Origin of the sequence: Paenibacillus sp. FSL L8-0470 (assembly GCF_038008625.1) — a bacterium.
Taxonomy (GTDB): domain Bacteria; phylum Bacillota; class Bacilli; order Paenibacillales; family Paenibacillaceae; genus Paenibacillus_AQ.
Map to the genome: position 1 here is coordinate 642,522 of NZ_JBBOZM010000001.1, position 21,364 is coordinate 663,885.

At 54.0% G+C, this 21,364-nt stretch carries 16 protein-coding genes; 10 read left to right on the forward strand and 6 right to left on the reverse strand.

The features are described from left to right. The first annotated feature begins 40 nt into the window (after window positions 1-40). Entirely contained in the window at window positions 41-604 is a 564-nt protein-coding gene (def, locus tag NST99_RS02990) for a peptide deformylase (RefSeq protein WP_341097536.1), read from the forward strand. Between the two features lie 152 nt (window positions 605-756). Continuing rightward, window positions 757-1,377 carry a hypothetical protein gene (locus tag NST99_RS02995; protein WP_341089633.1) on the forward strand — a complete coding sequence of 207 codons (621 nt, stop codon included), beginning with the start codon at window positions 757-759 and terminating at the stop codon, window positions 1,375-1,377. A 140-nt stretch (window positions 1,378-1,517) separates the two neighbouring features. Here the strand turns inward: NST99_RS02995 and NST99_RS03000 are convergent, their stop codons facing one another. Together NST99_RS03000 and NST99_RS03005 are read right to left on the reverse strand one after the other, a co-directional pair. Beyond that, window positions 1,518-2,834 carry a glutamate-1-semialdehyde 2,1-aminomutase gene (locus NST99_RS03000; RefSeq protein WP_341089635.1) on the reverse strand — a complete coding sequence of 439 codons (1,317 nt, stop codon included), beginning with the start codon at window positions 2,832-2,834 and terminating at the stop codon, window positions 1,518-1,520. A 99-nt stretch (window positions 2,835-2,933) separates the two neighbouring features. Next, window positions 2,934-3,986: an LCP family protein gene (locus NST99_RS03005; protein WP_341089636.1), complete on the reverse strand. Its 1,053-nt coding sequence runs from the start codon at window positions 3,984-3,986 to the stop codon at window positions 2,934-2,936. Window positions 3,987-4,088: 102 nt separating this feature from the next. Here NST99_RS03005 and bcp point away from each other — a divergent pair, with 102 nt between their 5' ends. Both bcp and NST99_RS03015 read left to right on the forward strand, forming a co-directional pair. Then, window positions 4,089-4,553: a thioredoxin-dependent thiol peroxidase gene (bcp, locus tag NST99_RS03010; RefSeq protein ID WP_341089638.1), complete on the forward strand. Its 465-nt coding sequence runs from the start codon at window positions 4,089-4,091 to the stop codon at window positions 4,551-4,553. A gap of 119 nt (window positions 4,554-4,672) precedes the next feature. Further along, window positions 4,673-8,962, forward strand: coding sequence for an acyl-CoA dehydratase activase-related protein (locus tag NST99_RS03015; RefSeq protein WP_341089640.1), 4,290 nt, complete (start codon window positions 4,673-4,675; stop codon window positions 8,960-8,962). 97 nt (window positions 8,963-9,059) lie between these two features. Here NST99_RS03015 and NST99_RS03020 read toward each other — a convergent pair whose 3' ends face one another. Beyond that, on the reverse strand, window positions 9,060-9,776 hold the full coding sequence (locus NST99_RS03020) for a DinB family protein (RefSeq protein ID WP_341089641.1): 717 nt from the start codon (window positions 9,774-9,776) through the stop codon (window positions 9,060-9,062). 201 nt (window positions 9,777-9,977) lie between these two features. Here NST99_RS03020 and NST99_RS03025 point away from each other — a divergent pair, with 201 nt between their 5' ends. Continuing rightward, a complete protein-coding gene (locus NST99_RS03025) occupies window positions 9,978-10,424 on the forward strand; it encodes a MarR family winged helix-turn-helix transcriptional regulator (protein ID WP_341089642.1) in 447 nt (148 codons plus the stop codon). 2 nt (window positions 10,425-10,426) lie between these two features. Next, complete coding sequence (locus tag NST99_RS03030) at window positions 10,427-11,956, forward strand: DHA2 family efflux MFS transporter permease subunit (RefSeq protein WP_341089643.1); 1,530 nt, start codon at window positions 10,427-10,429, stop codon at window positions 11,954-11,956. A gap of 79 nt (window positions 11,957-12,035) precedes the next feature. Here NST99_RS03030 and NST99_RS03035 read toward each other — a convergent pair whose 3' ends face one another. Then, entirely contained in the window at window positions 12,036-12,338 is a 303-nt protein-coding gene (locus tag NST99_RS03035) for a zinc ribbon domain-containing protein (protein WP_341089644.1), read from the reverse strand. Between the two features lie 369 nt (window positions 12,339-12,707). Continuing rightward, window positions 12,708-13,640: a helix-turn-helix transcriptional regulator gene (locus tag NST99_RS03040; RefSeq protein WP_341089645.1), complete on the reverse strand. Its 933-nt coding sequence runs from the start codon at window positions 13,638-13,640 to the stop codon at window positions 12,708-12,710. 149 nt (window positions 13,641-13,789) lie between these two features. Between NST99_RS03040 and NST99_RS03045 the strand changes: the two genes are divergently transcribed. Continuing rightward, entirely contained in the window at window positions 13,790-15,052 is a 1,263-nt protein-coding gene (locus NST99_RS03045) for an MFS transporter (protein WP_341089646.1), read from the forward strand. A gap of 155 nt (window positions 15,053-15,207) precedes the next feature. On the opposite strand, the gene NST99_RS03050 is transcribed toward NST99_RS03045, so the two are convergent. Continuing rightward, window positions 15,208-15,837 carry a DedA family protein gene (locus tag NST99_RS03050; protein ID WP_341089648.1) on the reverse strand — a complete coding sequence of 210 codons (630 nt, stop codon included), beginning with the start codon at window positions 15,835-15,837 and terminating at the stop codon, window positions 15,208-15,210. A gap of 108 nt (window positions 15,838-15,945) precedes the next feature. Between NST99_RS03050 and NST99_RS03055 the strand changes: the two genes are divergently transcribed. From NST99_RS03055 to NST99_RS03065, 3 genes are all read left to right on the forward strand, one after another. Beyond that, window positions 15,946-17,376, forward strand: a complete 1,431-nt coding sequence (locus tag NST99_RS03055) for a polysaccharide deacetylase (protein ID WP_341089650.1) — start codon at window positions 15,946-15,948, stop codon at window positions 17,374-17,376. 200 nt (window positions 17,377-17,576) lie between these two features. Continuing rightward, window positions 17,577-18,938, forward strand: coding sequence for a DUF58 domain-containing protein (locus NST99_RS03060; RefSeq protein WP_341089651.1), 1,362 nt, complete (start codon window positions 17,577-17,579; stop codon window positions 18,936-18,938). Then, window positions 18,907-21,288: a DUF4129 domain-containing transglutaminase family protein gene (locus tag NST99_RS03065; RefSeq protein WP_341089652.1), complete on the forward strand. Its 2,382-nt coding sequence runs from the start codon at window positions 18,907-18,909 to the stop codon at window positions 21,286-21,288. Before NST99_RS03060 ends, NST99_RS03065 begins: the two co-directional genes overlap by 32 nt. Window positions 21,289-21,364 lie beyond the last annotated feature (76 nt).

Below are 21,364 nucleotides of genomic sequence, written 5' to 3' on the forward strand. Positions count from 1 at the left end.
GTTGTCTAGTACAAAATATAGTGCAGATTATGTGATCACGATGGATGATATTATACGGGAAGGTCATCCTATTCTCCGCAGTGTAACCGAGCCGGTACAGCTGCCGCTGCAGGATACTGACCGTGAAGCGCTGCAATGCATGATGCAGTTTCTGAAGAACAGCCAGGACCCGGAGGCTTCCGCCAAACATAAGCTGCGTTCCGGCATTGGCTTATCCGCGAACCAGATCGGCCTTCAGAAGCGGATGTTCGTGATGTACCTGAAGGATGACAAGGGCAAGATTGTGGAGCATACCTGGGTGAATCCCAAGATCATCAGCCATTCGCTGGCGATGGTGTATTTGCCGGAGAGCGAGGGCTGCCTGTCTGTGGACCGCCCGGTTCATGGTTTTGTTCCGAGATATGAGACGGTAAAAGTAAAGGGCTATGATCTGAGCGGCAAGGAAGTCGTCCTGAAGTTCAAGGGTTACCAGGCCATTGTGATTCAGCATGAAATGGACCACCTGGACGGGATTATGTTCTATGACCGGATCAACCAGGAGAATCCGTTCAAGCTTCCGCAGGATGTAGAAATCCGCAGCCTATATGATCAGAAAGCAAACTGAAGAGAGTTGTTGATGGCAGAAAGCTGTTGTCCTTAGGGATGACAGCTTTTTGTGCTGTGTATCTGAATTTCTTATAAATGGAAAAAATGATACAATAGAACAATCGTAGATAGGATGTTAACAGATTACACTGAATCCGGGAGGGGAAAGAAATGGGCTGGAGCAGGATGCCACTACGGGGAATACCGAATGATTATAATGATGAGGCCAGAGTAATTGATGAACAGATCTTAAGACTGGTGCAGCAGCGCAAGGCGCTCTCCGGAGGGAGGGGGCTTTTTCCGGAAGAGGAAGCCATGAATCAGCTGGCGGCGGAGTCTGGTCTTGAGGTTTCGGAAATATCGCTGATTCTAAGCAATCTGAACGAAGCCCGGCCCAGACGGCATTTCTGGGATGAGCCCGGGCCGCTGCTGGGGGTGCTGGCAATAATGAAGACTACGCTGGATGGCGATTTTGAATATATGCTGACCCACTCCATGCAGTATGAGAAGTTAAGCATCGTCACCCTGGAAATCAAGTGCTTGAAAGAAACGGTGGAGCGTGTCCATATTAATCCCATGCTTAAGCTTGCTGTTCTAAGTGAGACAAGCTATGAAGTAGAAAATCACGGTGCAAACGGCGGCGGAGCGCATGTTCACATGCAGTTCATGATCTCTCCGCCGCTTCCGGACGATCTCAGCACCACACAGTTTTCTCTGGTGCCCGGAAGCAGCAGATTCCAGCGTCCCGCGTTCGAAGAGGTCAAACTGGACAAGCAGATTGATTTCTATTGATCAGCTGGCTTGATTCTCACACCTGAATCCGGCAATGCAAATGACCCACTGCGGCTTGCCGCAGTGGGTTTGAATTTGTTAATGGAAGCAGGTCTAGTAAGCTTAAGTAATCAGTGTTGCAGCCGGGCAGGTGTTAAAGATTATTTCTCTGCCGACATTGCCTGGAAGGAAGCTTCTGCAGCTTCCAGTGTTGCGTCAATATCGGCATCCGTATGCGCTGTGGTCAAGAACCAGGCCTCATATTTGGACGGGGCAAGGTTGATCCCGCGGTTCAGCATATGGCGGAAGAAGCTGGCGAACATTTCGCCGTCTGTATCTTGGGCTTCCTCATAATTGGTGATCGGATGAGCGCAGAAATGGGTGGAGAACGCCCCGCGGATCCGGTTGATCGTCAGCGGAATGCCGTGACGGTCTGCCGATTGCTGCAGTCCCTCTGTCAGCCGGATGGCGAGCCGTTCCATTTCCTCATACACCCCTTCACCCTGCAGCACCTCAAGACAGGCGATACCTGCTGAGATGGAGGCAGGGTTGCCGGCCATAGTTCCGGCCTGGTATGCCGGACCGAGCGGCGCAACCTGCTCCATCACATGCTTGCGGCCGCCGTAAGCGCCGATCGGAAGACCGCCGCCGATGATTTTGCCGAGCGCGGTCAGGTCAGGTGTAATGTCTTCGTGATTATCAAGGCCTGCATAAGTTTGAGTAGAACCGTAATGGAAACGGAAAGCGGTGATGACCTCGTCATAAATGACAAGCGATCCGTTATCATGGGCCAGCTTGCACAGCCCCTCCAGGAAACCTGGCTCCGGCATAACCATACCGAAGTTGCCGACGATCGGTTCCACCATAACAGCGGCTACGTCAGCACCCCATTTCTCCAGCGCCTCGCGCAGTCCGCCAAGATCGTTGAACGGAACGGTGATGACTTCCTGGGCGATGCTGCCGGGAACTCCGGCGCTGTCAGGAATGCCCAGTGTGGAAGGGCCGGAGCCGGCAGCGACCAGCACTAGGTCGGAGTGGCCATGGTAGCAGCCGGCGAATTTCACGATCTTGCTGCGCTTGGTATAAGCGCGGGCCACCCGGATTGTGGTCATTACGGCCTCCGTGCCGGAGTTGACGAACCGCACTTTATCCATCGAAGGGATTGCTTCCTTGAGCATTTTGGCCAGCTTGATCTCAAGCTGGGTGGGTGTGCCATACAGGATGCCATTCTGTGCGGCTTCCGTAATCGCCGCTGTGATATGTGGATGGGCATGGCCGGTAATAATCGGCCCGTAGGCTGCGAGGTAATCGATGTACTCGTTGCCGTCCTCGTCCCAGAAGCGTGAGCCACCCGCGCGTTTCATAAATACCGGCGCGCCGCCGCCAACAGCCTTGAAGGACCGGGAGGGGCTATTGACGCCTCCGACGATATGCTGAAGGGCTTCCTGATACAACTGTTCTGATGTGGTACGGTTCATGAAAAATCATCCTTTCATATGTCTTGGGGCAAGGGAACGGGCGAACTGGCGGCGGATGCCGCTGTTCGCCCGTCCTGAGGCCAAGCATGGGTTGTTGATTTAATTGTTCTCTGCGCTAGCGGACGGACTGCTGTCCGGGGAAGCCTCAGTCGATGGCGTCGGCTCAGGTGCAGTAATGGTATCCTGCACGAATTGCTTCAGTTTATCTTCACTGCTGATGCCAATAACGGAGGAGCCTCCGCTTGTTGTCTCTTCAGTCAGCAAGTTCATCGGCGGTATTTGCTCACTGCCGCCCATCGAGCCGTCATAACCGACGGTGGCAAGCTTCCACATATCGCTGATTTCCATGTTGGTATCGATGTATGGGATCACCTCAGACAATATGTTAGGCAGTTTAAGAATGGAAGTGGTGCTGATCACCTTGTCCGCAACAGCTTTGAGGAAACCCCGCTGCCGTTCCGTCCGGGTGAAGTCGGATGTCTTATCATGACGGAAACGCACATATTGCAGCGCCATGTTGCCGTCAAGATGCTGAAAGCCTTTCTTCAGATCAATGTCGAATTCCGGCCCGTCAGCTTTTGTCTTATAGACCATGTCTTTTTCAACTTCGTAATCCACCCCGCCGACGGCATCCACCAGTTTGATGAAGCCCTGGAAATCGGTATAGACATAATATTGAATCGGGATGCCCAGCAAGTCGCTTACTGTCTGCATCGCCGTATTGGGTCCGTGTGTAATTGCCGAATTAATACGGTCTTTGCCATGTTCTGGTATAGATACATAGGTATCCCGGAGAATGGAGAAGACATAGAACTTCTTTCGCACCGGATCAAGGGAGGCAACCAGCATCGTATCCGAGCGCGGGACTTCCCCTTTCTTCACACCACGGGCATCCACGCCCATAAGCAGGATATTTACAGGCTCCGTGCCTTCCCATTTAGGAGGCTCAGCTATATCCGCCGAAGGGGAGGGAACAGACGCGAACGGCGATTTATCACCCGTCTTGTGCATATTGTCGAGCTGGTTGTAGACAGAGGAGAAATAGTAGACAATTCCGCCGATCACTAGGAGAAGTATAATTGCCAGAGTCCAGAGCAGCGGTTTCTTCTTCGATTTGCCGGCTTTTACGTGCCGTTTCTTTCTTGGAGGCATTTCGTTCTTCCTTTCACATTTGCATTCTCTACATTATAATTTCTTTTAGGAATACAAGCAATTTCGGATTATTCCCCCAATAACTTTAGGAGTGAAGCATAAATGAAGGAAATCGAAATCGGTGATGAAGTCCCTGACTTCAGCCTTCCCGCCTCCACGGGCCGGAACATCAGCTTAAGCCAATATCGCGGCCGCAAGGTGCTGCTTTATTTTTACCCGAAGAATATGACACCCGCCTGCACACAGGAGGCTTGCGATTTCCGTGACGCCCACGACCGGATTGCTGCGCAGGGTGCCGTGGTACTCGGAATCAGTGCCGACAATCTGGCCTCGCACGCTAAGTTTGCCCTGAAGAACAGCCTGCCTTTTCCGCTCTTGTCCGACGAGGAGCATAGTGTAAGCGAGATATTCGGGGTGTGGCAGCTCAAAAAGCTGTACGGCAAGGAGTTTATGGGCATCGTGCGCTCCACCTTTCTTATAGATGAGCAAGGCAAGCTTGCGGCGGCGTGGAGAAAAATTCGTGTTAAAGGTCATGTGGAGACAGCATTGAGTGAAATCACGAAATAATTAAGTATGCTAGTAGTGAATTGTAAATGTCTGTTACATTTTTAACAGCCTTCCTAATGCGCTCTCATGATATAGTTGCCTCATATTACTTCAAATTTGGAGCAAGGCATGGTGATGGCATGATGATACTGCGTATTGGGCTGGACGTCGGATCAACTACGGCCAAATTGGTTGTTATGGAACGAAGTACAATTATTTATCAGGATTACGTGAGACATTATAGCGATATAAAAAAAGCGGCTCTATCCCTCCTGTCAGACGTACAGCACAGGTTCCCGGATAGAGAGGCAGCATTGACTGTAAGCGGTTCCTCGGGGTTGTCCTTATCAAAGCTTGGCGGAGTACCCTTTGTCCAGGAGGTCATCGCCTGCACCAAAGCGATCAGCGAGCTGATTCCAGGATGCGATACGGCGATTGAGCTTGGCGGGGAGGACGCCAAGATTATTTATTTAAGCGGCGGCATCGAACAGCGCATGAATACCGCCTGCGCCGGCGGCACCGGAGCGTTCATCGACCAGATGGCTTCGCTGCTGCAGACTGACCCTGCCGGACTGAATACGCTGGCAGAGAAGCATGAGCGGATCTACCCGATCGCCTCGCGCTGCGGCGTATTCGCCAAGAGCGATGTACAGCCGCTGCTGAACGAAGGGGCGCGGCGTGAGGATGTCGCGGCTTCGATCTTCCAGAGTATCGTGAACCAGACGATCAGCGGCCTCGCCTGCGGCCGTCCGATTCGCGGGCGGGTGGCTTTCCTGGGCGGACCGCTGACGTTTCTGCCCGCCTTGCGGGAGCGTTTCGCGGAGACGCTGGGGCTGAGGGAAGGGGAGGTGCTCTTCCCGGAACGCTCGCAATATTTTGTGGCGATTGGTTCGGCGCTGTCACAGAGCGATCAGCTCGTGCTGCCGCTATCCGGCTGGCTGGAACGGATTGAAGCGGTGGACTTCAAGGCGGACCGTGCAGAGGATGCTGAACTGGCGCCTCTGTTTGAGACGGCGCAGGATTTAGCCGAGTTCCGGCTCCGCCATGGCAGGGCCTCGGTTGCCCGCGCTGAGCTGGCTTCATACCGCGGACCTTGCTATCTCGGCATTGATGCCGGTTCGACGACAACAAAGCTTGTTATTACCGGCGCCGCCGATGAAATTCTCTATACCTTTTACGGAAGCAACAAAGGCAATCCGCTGCAGTCCGTCACCGATGCACTGAAGGAGATTTACCGGATTCTGCCGGAAGGCTGCTATATTGCCGGCTCCTATGCGACCGGTTATGGCGAAGGATTGGTTAAGGCCGGGCTTCGTACCGACGGCGGTGAAGTGGAGACAGTGGCCCACTATAAGGCTGCGTCCAAGTTCATGCCTGAGGTGGACTTTATTCTGGATATCGGCGGACAGGATATGAAATGCATCAAGATCCGCGGAGGGGCAATTGACAGCCTGATGCTGAATGAGGCCTGCTCGGCGGGCTGCGGCTCTTTTCTTGAGAGCTTCGCCTCCGCGCTGGAGCTCGGTATCGAGGAATTTGCCAAGTCCGCGCTGGAGTCTAGCAAACCGGTGAATCTGGGCTCGCGCTGTACCGTATTTATGAATTCCAAGGTGAAGCAGGTGCAGAAGGAAGGGGCTTCCCTGGCTGATCTGTCCGCAGGACTCGCCTATTCCGTAATCAAGAACGCCCTGCAAAAGGTTATCAAAATCCGCAACCCCGAGGACCTCGGGCGCAATATCATTGTGCAGGGTGGCACCTTCTATAACGAAGCCGTACTGCGGGCCTTTGAGCTGCTGACTGGCCGGACTGTGGTCAGACCTGATATTGCCGGTGTTATGGGAGCCTACGGCTGTGCGATTATTGCCAGAGAACATGCCGGCTTGGACGGCTTCAGCACGATTCTTGGCCCGGAAGAGCTGGAAACCTTCCAATATCAGGTATCGCCGGGCCGCTGCAGCCGCTGCGCCAACAATTGCGCACTGACCATCAGCCGTTTCCCCGATAAGAGCTTTCACGTTACAGGCAACCGCTGCGAACGCGGTGCGGGAGGCAAGAAAGAGAAGAACAACCTGCCGAACCTGATGCAGTATAAATATGAACGGTTCTTTGACTATGAAGGGCTGCCGGAAGAACAGGCAGAGCGGGGCACCGTCGGCATTCCGCGGACCATGAATATGTTCGAGAATTATCCGTTCTGGCACACCTTTTTTACAACACTGCGCTACCGGACAGTGTTGTCGCCGAAGTCCAGCAAGAAGCTGTATGAGAGCGGAATGGATACGATTCCTTCGGAATCGATCTGCTATCCCGCGAAGATGGCCCATGGACATGTGCAGAGCCTGATCGGCAAAGGCGTCGATTTTATCTTTTATCCGGCGGTTGTGTATGAGAAGAAGGAGGACGATGCGGCACAGAATCACTTCAACTGCCCGGTGGTTGCTTCTTATCCTGAGGTTATCCGCAATAATATGGATGGTCTCAAGGAAAGTGGGGTTCCGCTCGTCAGCCCGTTTCTGACCTTCGACGATATTTCGGCCCTGACCAAGAGCCTGATCAAGACCTTTATGGATATTCCGAGAGAAGAGATAGCATCAGCGGTACAGGCTGGAATTGCCGAAGCTGAGCAAGCCAAAAATGATCTGCGTACGAAGGGCGAAGAAACGCTGGCGTTTCTGACCTCCACCGGGACAAAGGGGATTCTGCTCTGCGGCCATCCCTACCATGCCGATCCGGAAATCAATCACGGCATCGCCGATATGATTACCGGAATGGGGCTCGCCGTGCTGACCGAGGATTCGGTCTGCCATCTGGACCGCAGCGAAGGCGATGTGGCTGTGGTGAATCAATGGACGTACCACGCCCGGATGTACCGTGCCGCCCGCCTTGCAGCCGGCAGAAATGATCTGGAGCTGGTGCAGCTCACCTCCTTTGGCTGCGGCATCGACGCGATCACTTGCGATGCCGTGCAGGAGATTATGGAGCGCCACAACAAGGTATACACCCTGATCAAGATTGATGAGATCAGCAATCTCGGCGCTGCGCGTATCCGGCTGCGGTCGCTGCAGGCAGCGATGCGTGAGCGTGAGAAGGGCGATGTGCAGCCGCAGCTCCTCTATAAGACACAGGCCAACGTTCCGTTTACGAAGGAAATGAAGGAGACCTATACCATTCTGGCGCCGCAGATGTCGCCGGTTCACTTTGAATTGTTCGAACGCGTCTTCCGTGACGCCGGGTACCGTCTCAAGGTACTGGAAACCACCGGTCCGCAGGAGACCGAGGAAGGCCTCAGATTCGTCAATAATGATGCATGTTATCCGGCGATTGTCACCATCGGGCAAATCCTCTCGGCTCTGAAGAGCGGGGACTACGATCCTAACCGGACGGCGGTCATCATGTCGCAGACAGGCGGGGGCTGCCGGGCTACCAACTATATCTCGCTGCTGCGCAAGGCGCTGAAGGATTCCGACCTGGGGCAAATTCCGGTCATCTCTCTCAATGCCTCAGGGATGGAGAATCAGCCGGGCTTCCGCATCCACCTCAAGCTGGCGAACCGGCTGATCGCCGCTGCCTGCTATGGTGATCTGATGATGCGGCTGCTACACCGCTTCAGACCCTATGAGCGGATTCCGGGAAGCACGGAAGCCCTCTACCGCAAAGGAATGGAGCGCTGCAAGAGCAGCTTGTCGACGTTCTCCTTCCGGGAGTATAAGCGGGTGATCCGCGAGATCGTCGCCGAGTTCAGCCGCCTGGCGGTCACACCGGCAGTGAAGCCGCGGGTGGGCATTGTCGGCGAAATACTGATTAAGTTCCATCCCGACGCCAACAACCGGATCATTGAGATGATCGAAGCCGAAGGCGGCGAAGCAGTAATGCCGGACTTCCTCGATTTTATCTTTTATTGCGTGTACAATCCGATCTACAAAGCGGAGCAATTCGGCAAAAGCAAGAAGCTGGGATACATCAATCCCATGCTGATCTCGTACCTGGAAATCTACCGCAAGCCGGTTAAAGTGGCGCTGGAGGAAGCGGGACTGGCCAAAGGCCGCGAGAATATTTACGGCCTCGCGGAGAAGGCCAGCCGGCTTGTGTCTGTCGGCAATCAGATGGGCGAAGGCTGGTTCCTGACGGCGGAGATGATGGATTTGCTGGATAACGGTGTGAATAACATTGTCTGCATCCAGCCGTTTGCCTGTCTGCCGAACCATATTACCGGACGCGGCTCTATCAAAGGACTGAAGGAGCTGTATCCCGGGGCCAATATCGCAGCTATTGATTATGATGCCGGGGTCAGTGTAGTGAACCAGGCCAACCGGATCAAACTGATGATGTCGATCGCCTGCGGTCTGGAAAGCGGCAGTAGTTCAACGCCTGCTGAAATCTCAGGACCACAGCGGCCGGTGGTGGTGGGGAGCTTAGGGAGCGGGATATAAGAAAAGTACAATCCATAAAGTGCAATCCACATTAAACAGCGGGTCCGGGGCAATTCTCCCGGGCCCGCTTTAATTTATAAGAAACATTTGAATGATCTTATTTCTGAAGTTTAAGCTTTACGCGCATCGCCTTGTTGAGGTGGATGAAATTATGCCTTGTGGCAGGCATCAGCACCAGACCGGCGATGTTTTTATTTCCCCAGTAGTCAATCAGCCATTGCTCCGTATCTTTTACCGCCTCTTCTTCTGATATTCTTCTGATCCTGGCAGGACTCAGCTTCGCCCTCAATTGCTCGGAACTCAATGAAGATATGATGCTCCGCGTTCTGCCGGCAACCGCTCTCCTGTACTCCAATAAAGACTCGATATGAACCGACGAGCTGAAACCGGAAATTTCCTCATCGGTCATGCCATTGCCTGAATGGATGTAAACTGTCTGTAATTTGTCGGTAAAATTCGCCTCGTGAAGAATCTGCCCGCTGCCGGCGGCAAGAATATTCATTGTGATATCTTCAATTCTCGCACTGTGCCAAAGATGCCACACTATAGAATTTTTACTGCCGGGGGTATGTACCGGATAGCTGCGCAGGGTCGACTCGCGGATATCTTTCAGAAGTTCGTCTTCAAAGGTTGGCTGCTCCGGATGTTCCCCGTTTGACGCGTAAAGAGAGGCATGCAATCTCAGGAATAAAGCAACCGCATTCTCATGCTCCTCCGGCCGCTTCAAGAGTCCCGTTAAAGTTTTATGTCCGTCACTCCAAATTTTTCGCTGTTCAGGATTCATTGCACAATCACCGCTTTCGAGTATTGTCATCCATCTGAATTATATCTAAAATCCCCAAAGCTGGGCACTCTGGAAGGGTGTCTATTCCGGGGCGGCAGAGCATGTTAGTTAAATGAAACAAAGAAAGAGTTTTTCAGAAATTTTCAGTAATTTGATTGACGGATAAATAGGTAAATAGTAAAATAGTTCGTATACGAAGTATTTATTTATCAAACTAACGGGGTGATGGTGTTGGAGGAAAAAGAACAGCAGCTTGATGATATTCTGAGCTCTTTCCGCTGTATCAATCATAATTTCCAGCAGCTTTTGTGGAAGGACGCAGAGGAGCTGCAGATTACCTCCACCCAACTGATGGTGCTGCGCAAATTGGCCATGCACCCGGACATCGGAATTACCGAGCTTGCCGACCTGCTCCATTTAGGGAACAGCGCTGCTAGCGGAGTAGTTGACCGTATGGTAAAGGCAGGACTGATCACCAGACAACGCTCTCAGAGCGACCGGCGTATATTCAATCTTGCGGTGACGGACAAAGGTCAGGAAATCCGGGAACGAAGCAAGCAGTCCATGAGAAAGCATTTGCAGCCGCTGTCCGGCATCCCTCCAGAGGATGTCAAGGAACTGCTGCGGCTTCATGGTGAAATCGTAAAAATTTTGGTACAAGGGAGAGATAAAAAGTAGCCATGAGTACAATAACTGCTAACGCTGCTGCGGAAACTAAGGCTATACGCAAAGGGCCTATCATCGCAGCGCTCTTAATTGGCGCTTTCGTCGCGTTGTTGAATCAAACGCTGATGAATGTGGCGCTTCCGAAAATGATGGAGGATCTTAACATTGTCGCCAATACGGCACAATGGCTGACCACAGGGTTTATGCTTGTGAACGGTGTGCTCATTCCAATCAGTGCTTATCTGGTGGAGAAGTTTACCACCCGCCAATTGTTTACTACAGCAATGATACTATTCTCTATAGGTACGCTTGTCTGCGGTATCGGAACCGGATTTGAAATGATTATGGTCGGCAGAGTAATCCAGGCCGTCGGTGCTGGAATTCTGATGCCGCTGATGAACATTGTGTTCCTGCGTATCTTCCCGATTGAAGAACGCGGTAAAGCCATGGGACTCATGGCGGTAGCGATGATTTTTGCCCCGGCGATCGGACCTACCCTCTCGGGCTGGGTTGTGCAAAACTATTCCTGGCGCGTACTGTTCTTTATCGTACTGCCGCTGGCCATTTTCTCCACACTGCTTGGGATGAAGACCATGCAGAACGTCGGGAAGCTGACTTCTCCGAAGCTGGATAAGACCGGCATCGTGTTCTCGACCCTTGGGTTCGGCGGACTGCTGTACGGCTTCAGTGATGCCGGAACAGACGGCTGGGGCAGCACGACTGTTATTGCCTGTCTGATCCTCGGAACCCTGGCATTGGCCCTGTTTGTATGGCGCGAGCTTACCGCCGACAAACCACTGCTCGAATTCCGCATTTTCCGTTATAACATGTACTCACTTACAACGGTAATCAATATTATTATTACCATGGCCATGTACGCAGGTATGATCCTGCTGCCAATCTATCTTCAGACCATCCGCGGCTTTACACCGATGGAATCCGGGTTGATGCTGCTGCCGGGTGCCATTCTGATGGGGATTATGTCTCCGATCACCGGAATTATCTTTGATAAGATTGGTGCAAGATGGCTGGCGGTTATCGGATTGCTGATTACCACCATTACAACATGGGAATTCAGTCAAATTACGGATTCCACAACCTATACACATCTGATCCTGACGTATACGGCGCGGATGTTCGGGATGTCGATGCTGATGATGCCGATTGTGACAGCCGGACTTAACCAGCTGCCGCAGCGGCTCAGCTCGCACGGTACAGCGATGTCGAACACGCTGCGTACGGTCGGGGGAGCACTTGGGATGGCGCTGTTTGTCAGCCTGATGACCAACCGCACGAAGAGCAATATTACGGAAGCAGTAACCAGCGGCGCTGTCTCACAGACCGATAAGGCGGCGATGCTCAAACTTACACAGGAAGCGACAATCAATGGGATTACCCATGCATTCGCCGTGGCAACCTGGGTGACTGTAGTGGCTCTGGTGCTGGCCTTGTTCATCAAGAAGACTTCACCGCAGCCGGACTTTCTGAAGACGGAAGAAGCCGAGTCTTTACAACCTCAAGCAGTTAAATCTCAACAGGCATAACTTGTGATGTACTAAAGAAGGGACTATCCAGCACCGGCGGGTGTATAGCTAGTCCCTTTTGTTATGGAGAAGACCCCGCTTACTGCACCGCGGCTGCCGTCTTCCAGCGTTTCAGTAAAGGAAGCGTCTCGGCGAGCAGCTTGTGCGCCGCAGCCTCATCCATGCCTTCCTCCACCATGAATCCGGTGCAGAGATCGGTCATACCCTGCAGTGTTATTTCAGGCTGCTTGAATTCTCCGGCTTCGTAACAGTAGATACAATAATCCTCATTCTTAGTGCCATCCTGCTCACTGCCCAGGAGCTCCGCTTCAGGCATTGGCATTCCGCAGCTCTGGCAGAATACGGCCTCATGTTGATGGGGCGAAGTCTTTTCCATATTCATATCAACACACTCCCTTAGATTTCGCGGGACGAGTACCGCCCGCATTCCAGTCCAGTATAAACCATCAAACTAGACAGCATTCAGTCAGGTTTGTTGGAGAGTTGCTATATAGATTGAACTTATAATTCTTCTATTTTGGGACTGGCAGTGACTACAGAGAATGTTTGGACTTCCGGCCGCTGCTAGGTTTGGATTTCCTGAATTTAACTGCGAATCGCCGTAGAAATCCAAACCTTGCCCATGCTTCCGAAGAGAGCCTTCCTACGGAAAGCTCTCAGGCGGACGCTATCGCTCCTACAGTTCCAAAATTCCCCTCCGCACTTTTCCCAAATGTATATTCTCAAGTTCAATCTACATAGCGTTTGGAAATTATTTGTATTTTGCTGCGATGCCTGCAGCGAGCTCGCCCATCCGGAGGCGGATATGTTCCGGCTCCAGCACCTCAACCGAGGTTCCGAATCCCAGCAAAAAGCTGTAAAGCCAGTTATCCTCCGGATAATGAACCCTAACGGTGTACCCGCCGCTGCCGTCCGGCTGAAGTTCAGTAGCATCGAAATAATCTTCGGCTAGATGTTTGCCTGCCGCCGAGAAATGCAGTACCACGGGCAGTGAGTCAGCGGGCCGCATCCATCCTTTAGTCCAGGGGAAATCCTTCAAGGGGATATCTTGACGGACATACACCCGGTCTTCCTTCACCAGCGCTTTCATACGCAGCAGCTTGAACAGGCGGAACTCCCCCTGCTTTGCACACAGGCCGTACAAATACCAGGCTTGCCCTTTGAGCACCAGCGTGTAAGGCTCCACGGAGCGCTTGCTCATCCTGCCGTCGGCGTTCACATATTCGAAGGCGACAGTGACACCTTCCTCCAGCGCTTCCTTGAGCAGGGTTAGCCGCTCTTCCAGGGGTCCATTCAATCCCCAAGGAGAGAAATCGACGATCAACTGGGTTGTTTTGCTCCGGAAGGCAGCGGTTTGGGCAGGGGGGATTACACTGCTGATTTTTTCCATCAGCAGCGTGTGTTCTCCTCCGACATAGGAAGAGACGCTTTGCAAAGCGGTGAAAATATCGGCCAGCTCACGCTCCGTCAGCAGATTGCGGTCCAGGCGGTATCCCTCCATGAGGCCAATCCCGCCGTTTGCACCCTGATAGGTTACGACAGGTATGCCAGCACTGTTAATGCTGTCGATATCGCGGTAGATGGTGCGGACGGAGACCTCGAACATGTCGGCCAGCTCCTTGGCCTGAATGAGCGGGCGGTTCATCAACAGGATGACTATGGAGAGCAAACGATCTATTTTCAAAAGATGAGTCCCTTCTTTCCCGGAGAGTTCAGTCAACCCTCATTCTATAATCTTGGTCAAAGAAAGAAAATAATACATTGTCATAAATATAATATTCGATTACTATCTAATTAGATATATATTTAATTTCGATTGTGAGGGCTCATGAAATGACACAAACCGGAAATGGATTATCTGTTCTGGGCGGGCAGGGGTATTCCAGGCTGTTCGCAGCCGGATTAATCAATGGAATAGGCGACCGGTTCAGCAGTGTGGCCATGCTGGCGCTGGTGCTTCAACTGACCGGATCGGGAATGGCGGTAGGCATATCGCTTGGTGTAAGGGTGCTGCCCTATCTTTTTATGGCTCCGCTCGGCGGGATGCTGGCTGGCAGGCTGCCGCGCAAAACGATTATGATAGCCGTTGATATTATGCGAGTGCCTGTAGCCTTATCCTTTCTTTGGATCAATGGGGAGGACCGGCTGTGGCTGCTGTATGCAGGCAGTTTTATACTGGCAGCGGGAGAGGCGGTTTACAGTCCGGTCCGCAAGTCTTCTATCCCGCTCCTGGCTGCTCCGGGTTCATTGCTCCGCATTAATGGCCTGGAACAGCTGATGAATGGCTCTGTGCTCATTCTAGGGGCCTTTACGGGAGGGCTGGTGTCCCTTTGGTTCGGGCCGGAGACGGCATTCGTCATGAACGCCGCATCTTTTCTGGTTGCAGCTTTATTGCTATGGGGTTTGCAGTTTCCGCATAATGCCGGGAAAGCTGAAGCGGGAACAAAACATGATTCTTCTGCAGAACAGAGCGAACTAAAGCAAGGCGATAAAGGGCGCTTGCGGACGCTTAAATACGTGGCAGGGGGAAGTCTCGTGCTGCAGGTTATTATTGGTTATGAGCTGCTGGTGCCGGTTATCAACGGCTGGGACAATGTGCTGATCAGTGTGTATGCCGTGCAGGTGTTTCATGCCGGCGATGTCGGAGTCGGAGCGTTTTATGCGGCACTTGGCATCGGGCTAAGCCTCAGTTTTTTTGCCGGCCGCCTGGTGAAGAAGAGGCTGCTCGCGGTGGCGCTGGCAGGATTGCTGGCGGAAGGTTTGCTGCTGATGGGGATCAGTGCCAGCAGCCATTTTGCGGCCGCATTTCTCCTGTATATTCTGCTGTCTTTATCGGGTGGAATTGGCAATGCCTGTCTGGACACGCTGGTGATGAGAGAGACGCCGTCTTCCATGCAGCCGGTTATTTTCGGAATGCTGTCGGCGGCGGGCGGTTCACTGATTGGGATATCAATGCTAAGCGCAGGCTGGCTGCTTGACTACGTGAAACCCCGGCAATTAGGGTTTGCCGGAGGTGCCGGCTTTGCCGGAATTGCGCTGCTGCTGGGAGGATATTACCTGGTTCGCAGCAAACGAAAGAGTCTGTCCCGTATTTAAAGTCAGTAAATTCATCTCGAGTTGCATAAGAAAAGCAGCTGTCGATGCTCTTCGAAGGGTTCTTCGAATGATGCGTCAAACGGCTGCTTTTTTAATGTTTCAGGTTGCGTGGCGTCCCCGGAAACTCTCTATATTTTTTGCATTATGCTTAAGATTTAACCTTTGACCTTGCGCCGCAGCAGGCGGGCGGAAATGCCCCGGCGGTAGCGGTAAAGAAGGATCAGGGCTGCGATAGCCAGGATACCGGAGACAATCCATAGGGCATACAGCTCAAACAGGTGGAAGATGCCCATCCACTGCGGCCCGAATAATTTGCCTATGCCCAGAAAAGCCAGTACCCAGAGCAGCGCTCCTCCATAAGCATACAGGGCAAACTTGCGGAAAGGCAAAGCGATAATACCGGCGAAATAGCCGGTGAAATGCCGGACGCCGGGAATAAAATAACCGATCGAGATCAGAAAACTGCCGTAACGCTCGAACCAGCGCTGCGTTTTCTCCAGCTTGGCCGGTGAAAAGAGAAACCATTTGCCGTAGCGCTGGATAAACGGCATCCCTGCCTTGAGCCCGACGAAATAAGTAATGGTCATCCCGCTTGTTGTACCTGCAAAAGCCAGTACTACCAGTGTCATGAAATCAAGCTTGCCGGTATAGGAAAGAAAGCCTGCAAAAGCCATTGTTGTTTCCCCGGGAAAGGGCAGCGCAATAAATTCCAGCAGCAATCCGAAGAAGAGCACACTGTATCCGTAACTGGCGAACAATTCCTGTATCCATCTCAACATTTCCATAATATTGTCACTCTCCAAGGGCCGCATGCCTAATTCTATTTTGAAGCTTGTCTTCATACAATCTACCAAATGGTTCTGGAAGTGAATAGAATGCTGGAGGTAGAGAAGATGAAAGATAGCAAAAGTACCCAGATCCGCCGGATCCTTATCCGCGGGCTGCTTGCTATGGCAATTATATTATTGGTAAAGCCTGATTGGGAAACTGGACAGTCTTCGGCATCGCCGAAAATGTATCCTCTACAGGCTGGTAAAATTGAGCCTGCACTCTCTAAGAATAATCTGCCGGCTGCCCAGACGCAAGATTTGCCTGCCCCGGCTGTGAATTCAGGAGGCTCTGCCTCACCAGCCCCGGTTGTCTCCACGGCAATAACATCGACCCAAAATCTCCAGAATCCAGAAGATTCGGCAGCTATATCAGCGTTAGTCAAATCCAAGGCTGCACCCGCAGCAGCTGTGGTGGCCGCTGCCCCAAAGAAAACACAGAAGACAGTATATCTTACGTTTGACGACGGGCCCAGCAAAGTCACTGCAAAGGTGCTGGAAATACTGCGCCAGCAGGAGGTGAAGGCAACCTTCTTCGTGCTGGGAGAGCGGGCCCGGAGCAGCCCCGAGCTGATTAATGCGATTTGGGAGCAGGGGCATGTCATTGGCAATCATACCTATAATCATAATTATCATGATTTATATAGCGGATTCACAGAATTTTGGACGCAAATCAAGAAAACTGAAGAGATTGTCAGAGAGATTACCGGGGTCCGTCCACAGCTTGTCCGTGCGCCGGGAGGCACCTTCGGACATTTTGATGCAACCTATTTCGACCTGCTGAAGCAAGCGGGCTACTCGGTAATGGACTGGACAGTGGACAGCGGAGATTCCAGACGCAGGGGTGTGCCGGCGTCGGAAATCCTGCAGGGATCGGTGGCGGACATGTCTTCCTCCCAAGTCATCCTGCTGCTGCATGACGGTGCGGGACATGAAGAGAGTGCCAAAGCACTGCCCAAGATTATTGAGCGTTATAAGGCTGCCGGGTATAACTTTGGTCAGCTGGACGCAAGTCAGCAGCCTGTACACTTCAGAGTATCTGCAACTATGGCAGGCGCCAACCGCTCGAAACCTTCACAGGACTGGATTCATTCTAACATTGTGCCGAATGCCGGATTATTTGCCTCCGGCAAGCCGCTGGTCCTGGAGGTGGGCAGGCTGGAGACCAAACTGGACCCGGGAGAATACAGAATCAGCCAAGGGCAATACATGGTTCCCTTGCGCGCGGTCATTGAACGGCTGGGCGGACGGGTTAGCTGGGATAGCGCCAGCCGCAGCGGACTGATTGCCTGGAACGGGCGGAACCTGACAGTGGATGCATTACAGAAGCAGCTAAAACTTGCTTTGCCTGACGGAAGTTTGGAAACAAGCGGGGCAGAGGTGCAAATGATTGGTTCCTCTCTCTGGATATCCCTGCGGGAATTGCTCACAACAGCGGGGCATTTGCCGCAGGAGGCCCGCGCGACGGCAGAGGAGCGCAGAGTTAGAACAACTTAAGCAGCCCTTCGGCATGCCGTCCAAGTACGGGACCAAAGTAACTCCAAGGGTTTGGGCACTCTTGTTCGTGGGAAGAATAGACAGTAATAGGCTCCCGAAAGTACTTCCACGTTGATCGCGGCAGCAGGGCGGAGCTAGTCTATCGCCGAAGGAAGGGTGTCACCTTGTCCTCTTCATCATTAATAGAGCAAGAAAAAAATATGCAGCAGCAGAAGTCTGATTCTCCGGGAGACATGCTCCGGCCTGTCCCGCGAAACCGCAGCGTTTTAGGTGAATGGCTGCGGATGCTGGCTATAACGGCAGTCATCGGTGCTTTATATGCATGGCGCGGAGGTGCGTCTCTGCTGTTCCTCTTGTCGGCAGCCGGAATTCTTATGTTCGGCGGACTCCTGCTGCAGCTCTGCGGTCCACGGAAAGTGCAGATTGTCCGCCGTATATCCCCTTTGCATCCGGCAGCCGGAGATACGTTGACAGTAGAAGTACAGCTTAGCTTCTCTTCACGGATTCCACTCCCGTGGATGATCATTGCCGATTACTGGGGCGGACGGCGGCATCAGGAATTACTGTTTCCCGGGTTCCGGCGCAAATTCACTTATTCTTATGAGCTGCAGGAAGTCCCCCGGGGAACTCATCGGCTTCAGAGCTGCAGCATAAGCTGGGGAGATCTGCCGGGGCTGTTCACAGGCGGAACCAAGCCGGAGTTCAAGGACAGCTTCAAAGTGCTTCCCAGACCGCTCTATGTAGGGGCAGCTGTACCGGGGAGCGGCCTGCTGGCCGGGGATATGATGCTCATGGGCAGGGGAAGAGACAGCGGCAGTGAAGCGGCAGATCTCCGTGAGTATGCCCCGGGTGATCCGCTTAGCCGGATTGACTGGAAGAACAGCGCCCGCAAGGGAACGCTGCAGAGCAGGGTACCGGTGCGTGAACAGGGCAGGATGGCTTGTATCGTTCTTGCCAACAGCCCGGAAAATTATGAGATTCCCTACGGAGCACTCACTCCGCGCGGGCTGCGTGGCACAACAACTCCGGCATTCGAAAAAGCCGTATCTGCAGCAATGGGCCTGATGCTTGCAGCGGAGCGCTCCGGCACATATGTGCAGCTGTTCAGCGGCGGATGGCCGGAAGGTATAGCCAGACATGAGGGACTCGGCAAAATCCCTGCCAGAGTGCAGGATATGCTAACGGAAATTGCTCCCGACGGTACCCGAAGCCTGAGCGGCCTGCTGGAAGATGCTTCACGGAGCTGGATTCCGGGGATGACGGTAACGGTGATCACAGGAAAGCTGGAGGAGGAATCCGCGCGGACGCTTGCCCGGTTCTTGGTACAGGGCGTGCAGGTGGAGATTTATTATGTGTGGGACCTGCCTGCTCCGGTAAATCAGCAGCATTCAACGGAGATGAAAGAATGGCCGGGGAATGGCACACAGCGTAATACCGGGACGGTAAGGGGCAGTCTGGAGCGGCTTGGAGCGCGAATCTACTGTCTGGAGAATTCCTCTCTGTCATACGGGTACAAGGGGGCGGAATTCCATGAATCTCCGGGGAAACGGACAGAACGGTAGATATCGGGGGACTGCCGGAATATCGGCTGATTCTTCCAGCACCTGGAAGGACGAAGGGCCGTTCGGCAAACCGGCAGTGACGGTTAAACCGCAGGCGGTGGATGGACAAGCTGAGAACAGTTATACCGATAACAGGGAGGACATCCCCCTGCATTATCGTTTGCTGTTCTCTTTGGCCATTATGGGTTTGTTTATGGCATGGCTGCTTCCGCTGCACAGATCCACAACTTTGCCCCCTACTGCGGAGTTGCTCGAAATTCTGATGCTCTCTGCTGCGGCACTGCTGCTATGGGGCTGCTTTAGGCTCCCGGGATTGCTGCAGCTCAGTATCCGGTCTATTCTGATTGCTCTGACTTGGCTATACACCTGCGCCAGCAGTGAAGGAATAGCGCAATTTGGCCCTTATGTTGCAGGAATTCCGGAGGACGCGGTCCTGTTGTTCACGGGACAGATTTCGCAGCTAAGTGAACACAGCCGGCTGTTGATTCTGATATTGGGCTGGGGTTTGCTGGTTTCTTCCGTGCAGCAGCTTGCGCTGTACAGAGGAAGCACGGCTCTGTTCGCAGCTGTGACTGTATGTTATCTTCTGATGCTGGATATAGGATTTGGGGTAAAGACAACCGGCGAAGTGCTGGTCTCTGCGGGACTGATTCTGTGGATGCAGGGCATGAGCGGGCTGCTGCGCCTGAAGGAGCGAACCGGCCGGGTTAGTCTTCCCTATGTCCGCTGGGGAGGTTCTGCTCTCGCAGGAGCAATGCTGCTGACGGCAGCATCCTGGATAGGCGGCCAGCTGTATGGAACGCAGCCGGCTGTACCTATTACCCTGAAGCCGGTATTTAACCAATTACAGGAATGGGCGACTGGACAAGTTCAGCGGCAGACGGAGGAGGAAATCCGGCTTGAGGCAGGAACTACAGGTTACGGTTCGGGCAAAGGTGAGCTTGGGGCAGCGCTATCCCCCAGTACAAAAGCCGTATTTACGGTCACATCCAGCCGCACGGCTTACTGGAGAGGAGAAAGCTCAGCTTATTATGATGGCCGCCGCTGGATCAGGGAAGGGACGGCATACATCCCGCTTAGTTTAACGAGCTTGCCTGCCGGGGACTTGCCGGTATTCGCTAATAACGAAGATCAGACATTGGTACAGGAAATCCAGTTTGCCGTGCCTTCCTCCGGCAACCTGCCGCTGTTCAGTGCCGGAACCGTGGTGAACGTGGAACAGGTGAGGCTGGCGGACGGCAGCCGGCTAGGCTATGTGCTGGCGAACCGGGAGAAGAATAGCTTCCGCCTGCCCGAGACGGCAAGCTCTGCGAAGATTGCCGGGTATACAGTGAGCTCTCTGTTGCCGGAGAGTGATCCGGCTGTGCTGCGCGTTCTGGGCAGCGAGGATCCAGAGTCCATTGCCGATAGTTATTTGCAGCTTCCCGCGGCAATGCCGGAGCGGGTCGCCGCATTGGCACAGCGGCTCACAGCTTCTGCCGTAAGCCGCTATGATGCCGTTGCTGCTGTACGCAATTATTTGCAGAGCGGCTACTCTTACAGCCTGCAGACTAGGATTCCGCCGGCCGGCGCCGACTTCGCCGATGATTTCATCTTCACGACGAAGCAGGGCTACTGCGTGCATTTCGCCACGGCGATGACGGTGCTGCTGCGGAGCAGCGGCATTCCGGCCCGTTATGTCCAGGGCTATGGACCGGGGACACCGGAGGCCGATTCCTCGCCGCAGCGTTATGCCGTTACCCAAGGCGATGCCCATGCCTGGGTGGAGGTCTATTTCCCCGGCGCCGGCTGGATCCCGTTTGATCCCACCCCCGGCGCTGCCCTCGCCGCAGCAGGTCCGGCGGCGGCCCCCGCTGCGGCTGCATCTGCGCCGCAGGGAACCCCCGCGTCCGCAGCTGCCGGCGCGGACATCCTGCCCGCCCTGCCGCTGGCGGGCGGGAACCCCGCGCCGCCCGCTGCGGCTGCGGCGCTGGTGCTCGCCGCCGCCTGGCGCTGGCGGCGCAGCCTGGCTCTGCTGCCGGCGGCGCGCCGCGCCGGCAGCGTGAGCCGCGAGCGGCAGCTGCGCGCAGCCGCTCTGGCCTGGCGCGGGCTGGCGGCGCGGTACGGCCCGCCGCTGCCCGGTGTGACGGCCAGGGAGTACGCTGCCTCCCTGAATATAGAGGACGCGGGGCTGCGCACCGCCGTCCGGGGGTTCGTCCGCCAGTGGGAAACCCTGGCGTACAGCGGTACGGCACAGGCTCAGCGTGCCACGCCGCGTCCCGGCCCGGCGCCGCCACCGCCGGATGCAGCCGCTGCGGAGGCCGCAGGCTTTATCAGCCGCTGCCTGCTCATCATTTTTCGCCTGACCTGAGGCTTTCTGGCAGGCACCGGCTGGGCAATAAATCCTTACGGGCCGCATGGAAGCGGATACCTTGACCAAAAGATGC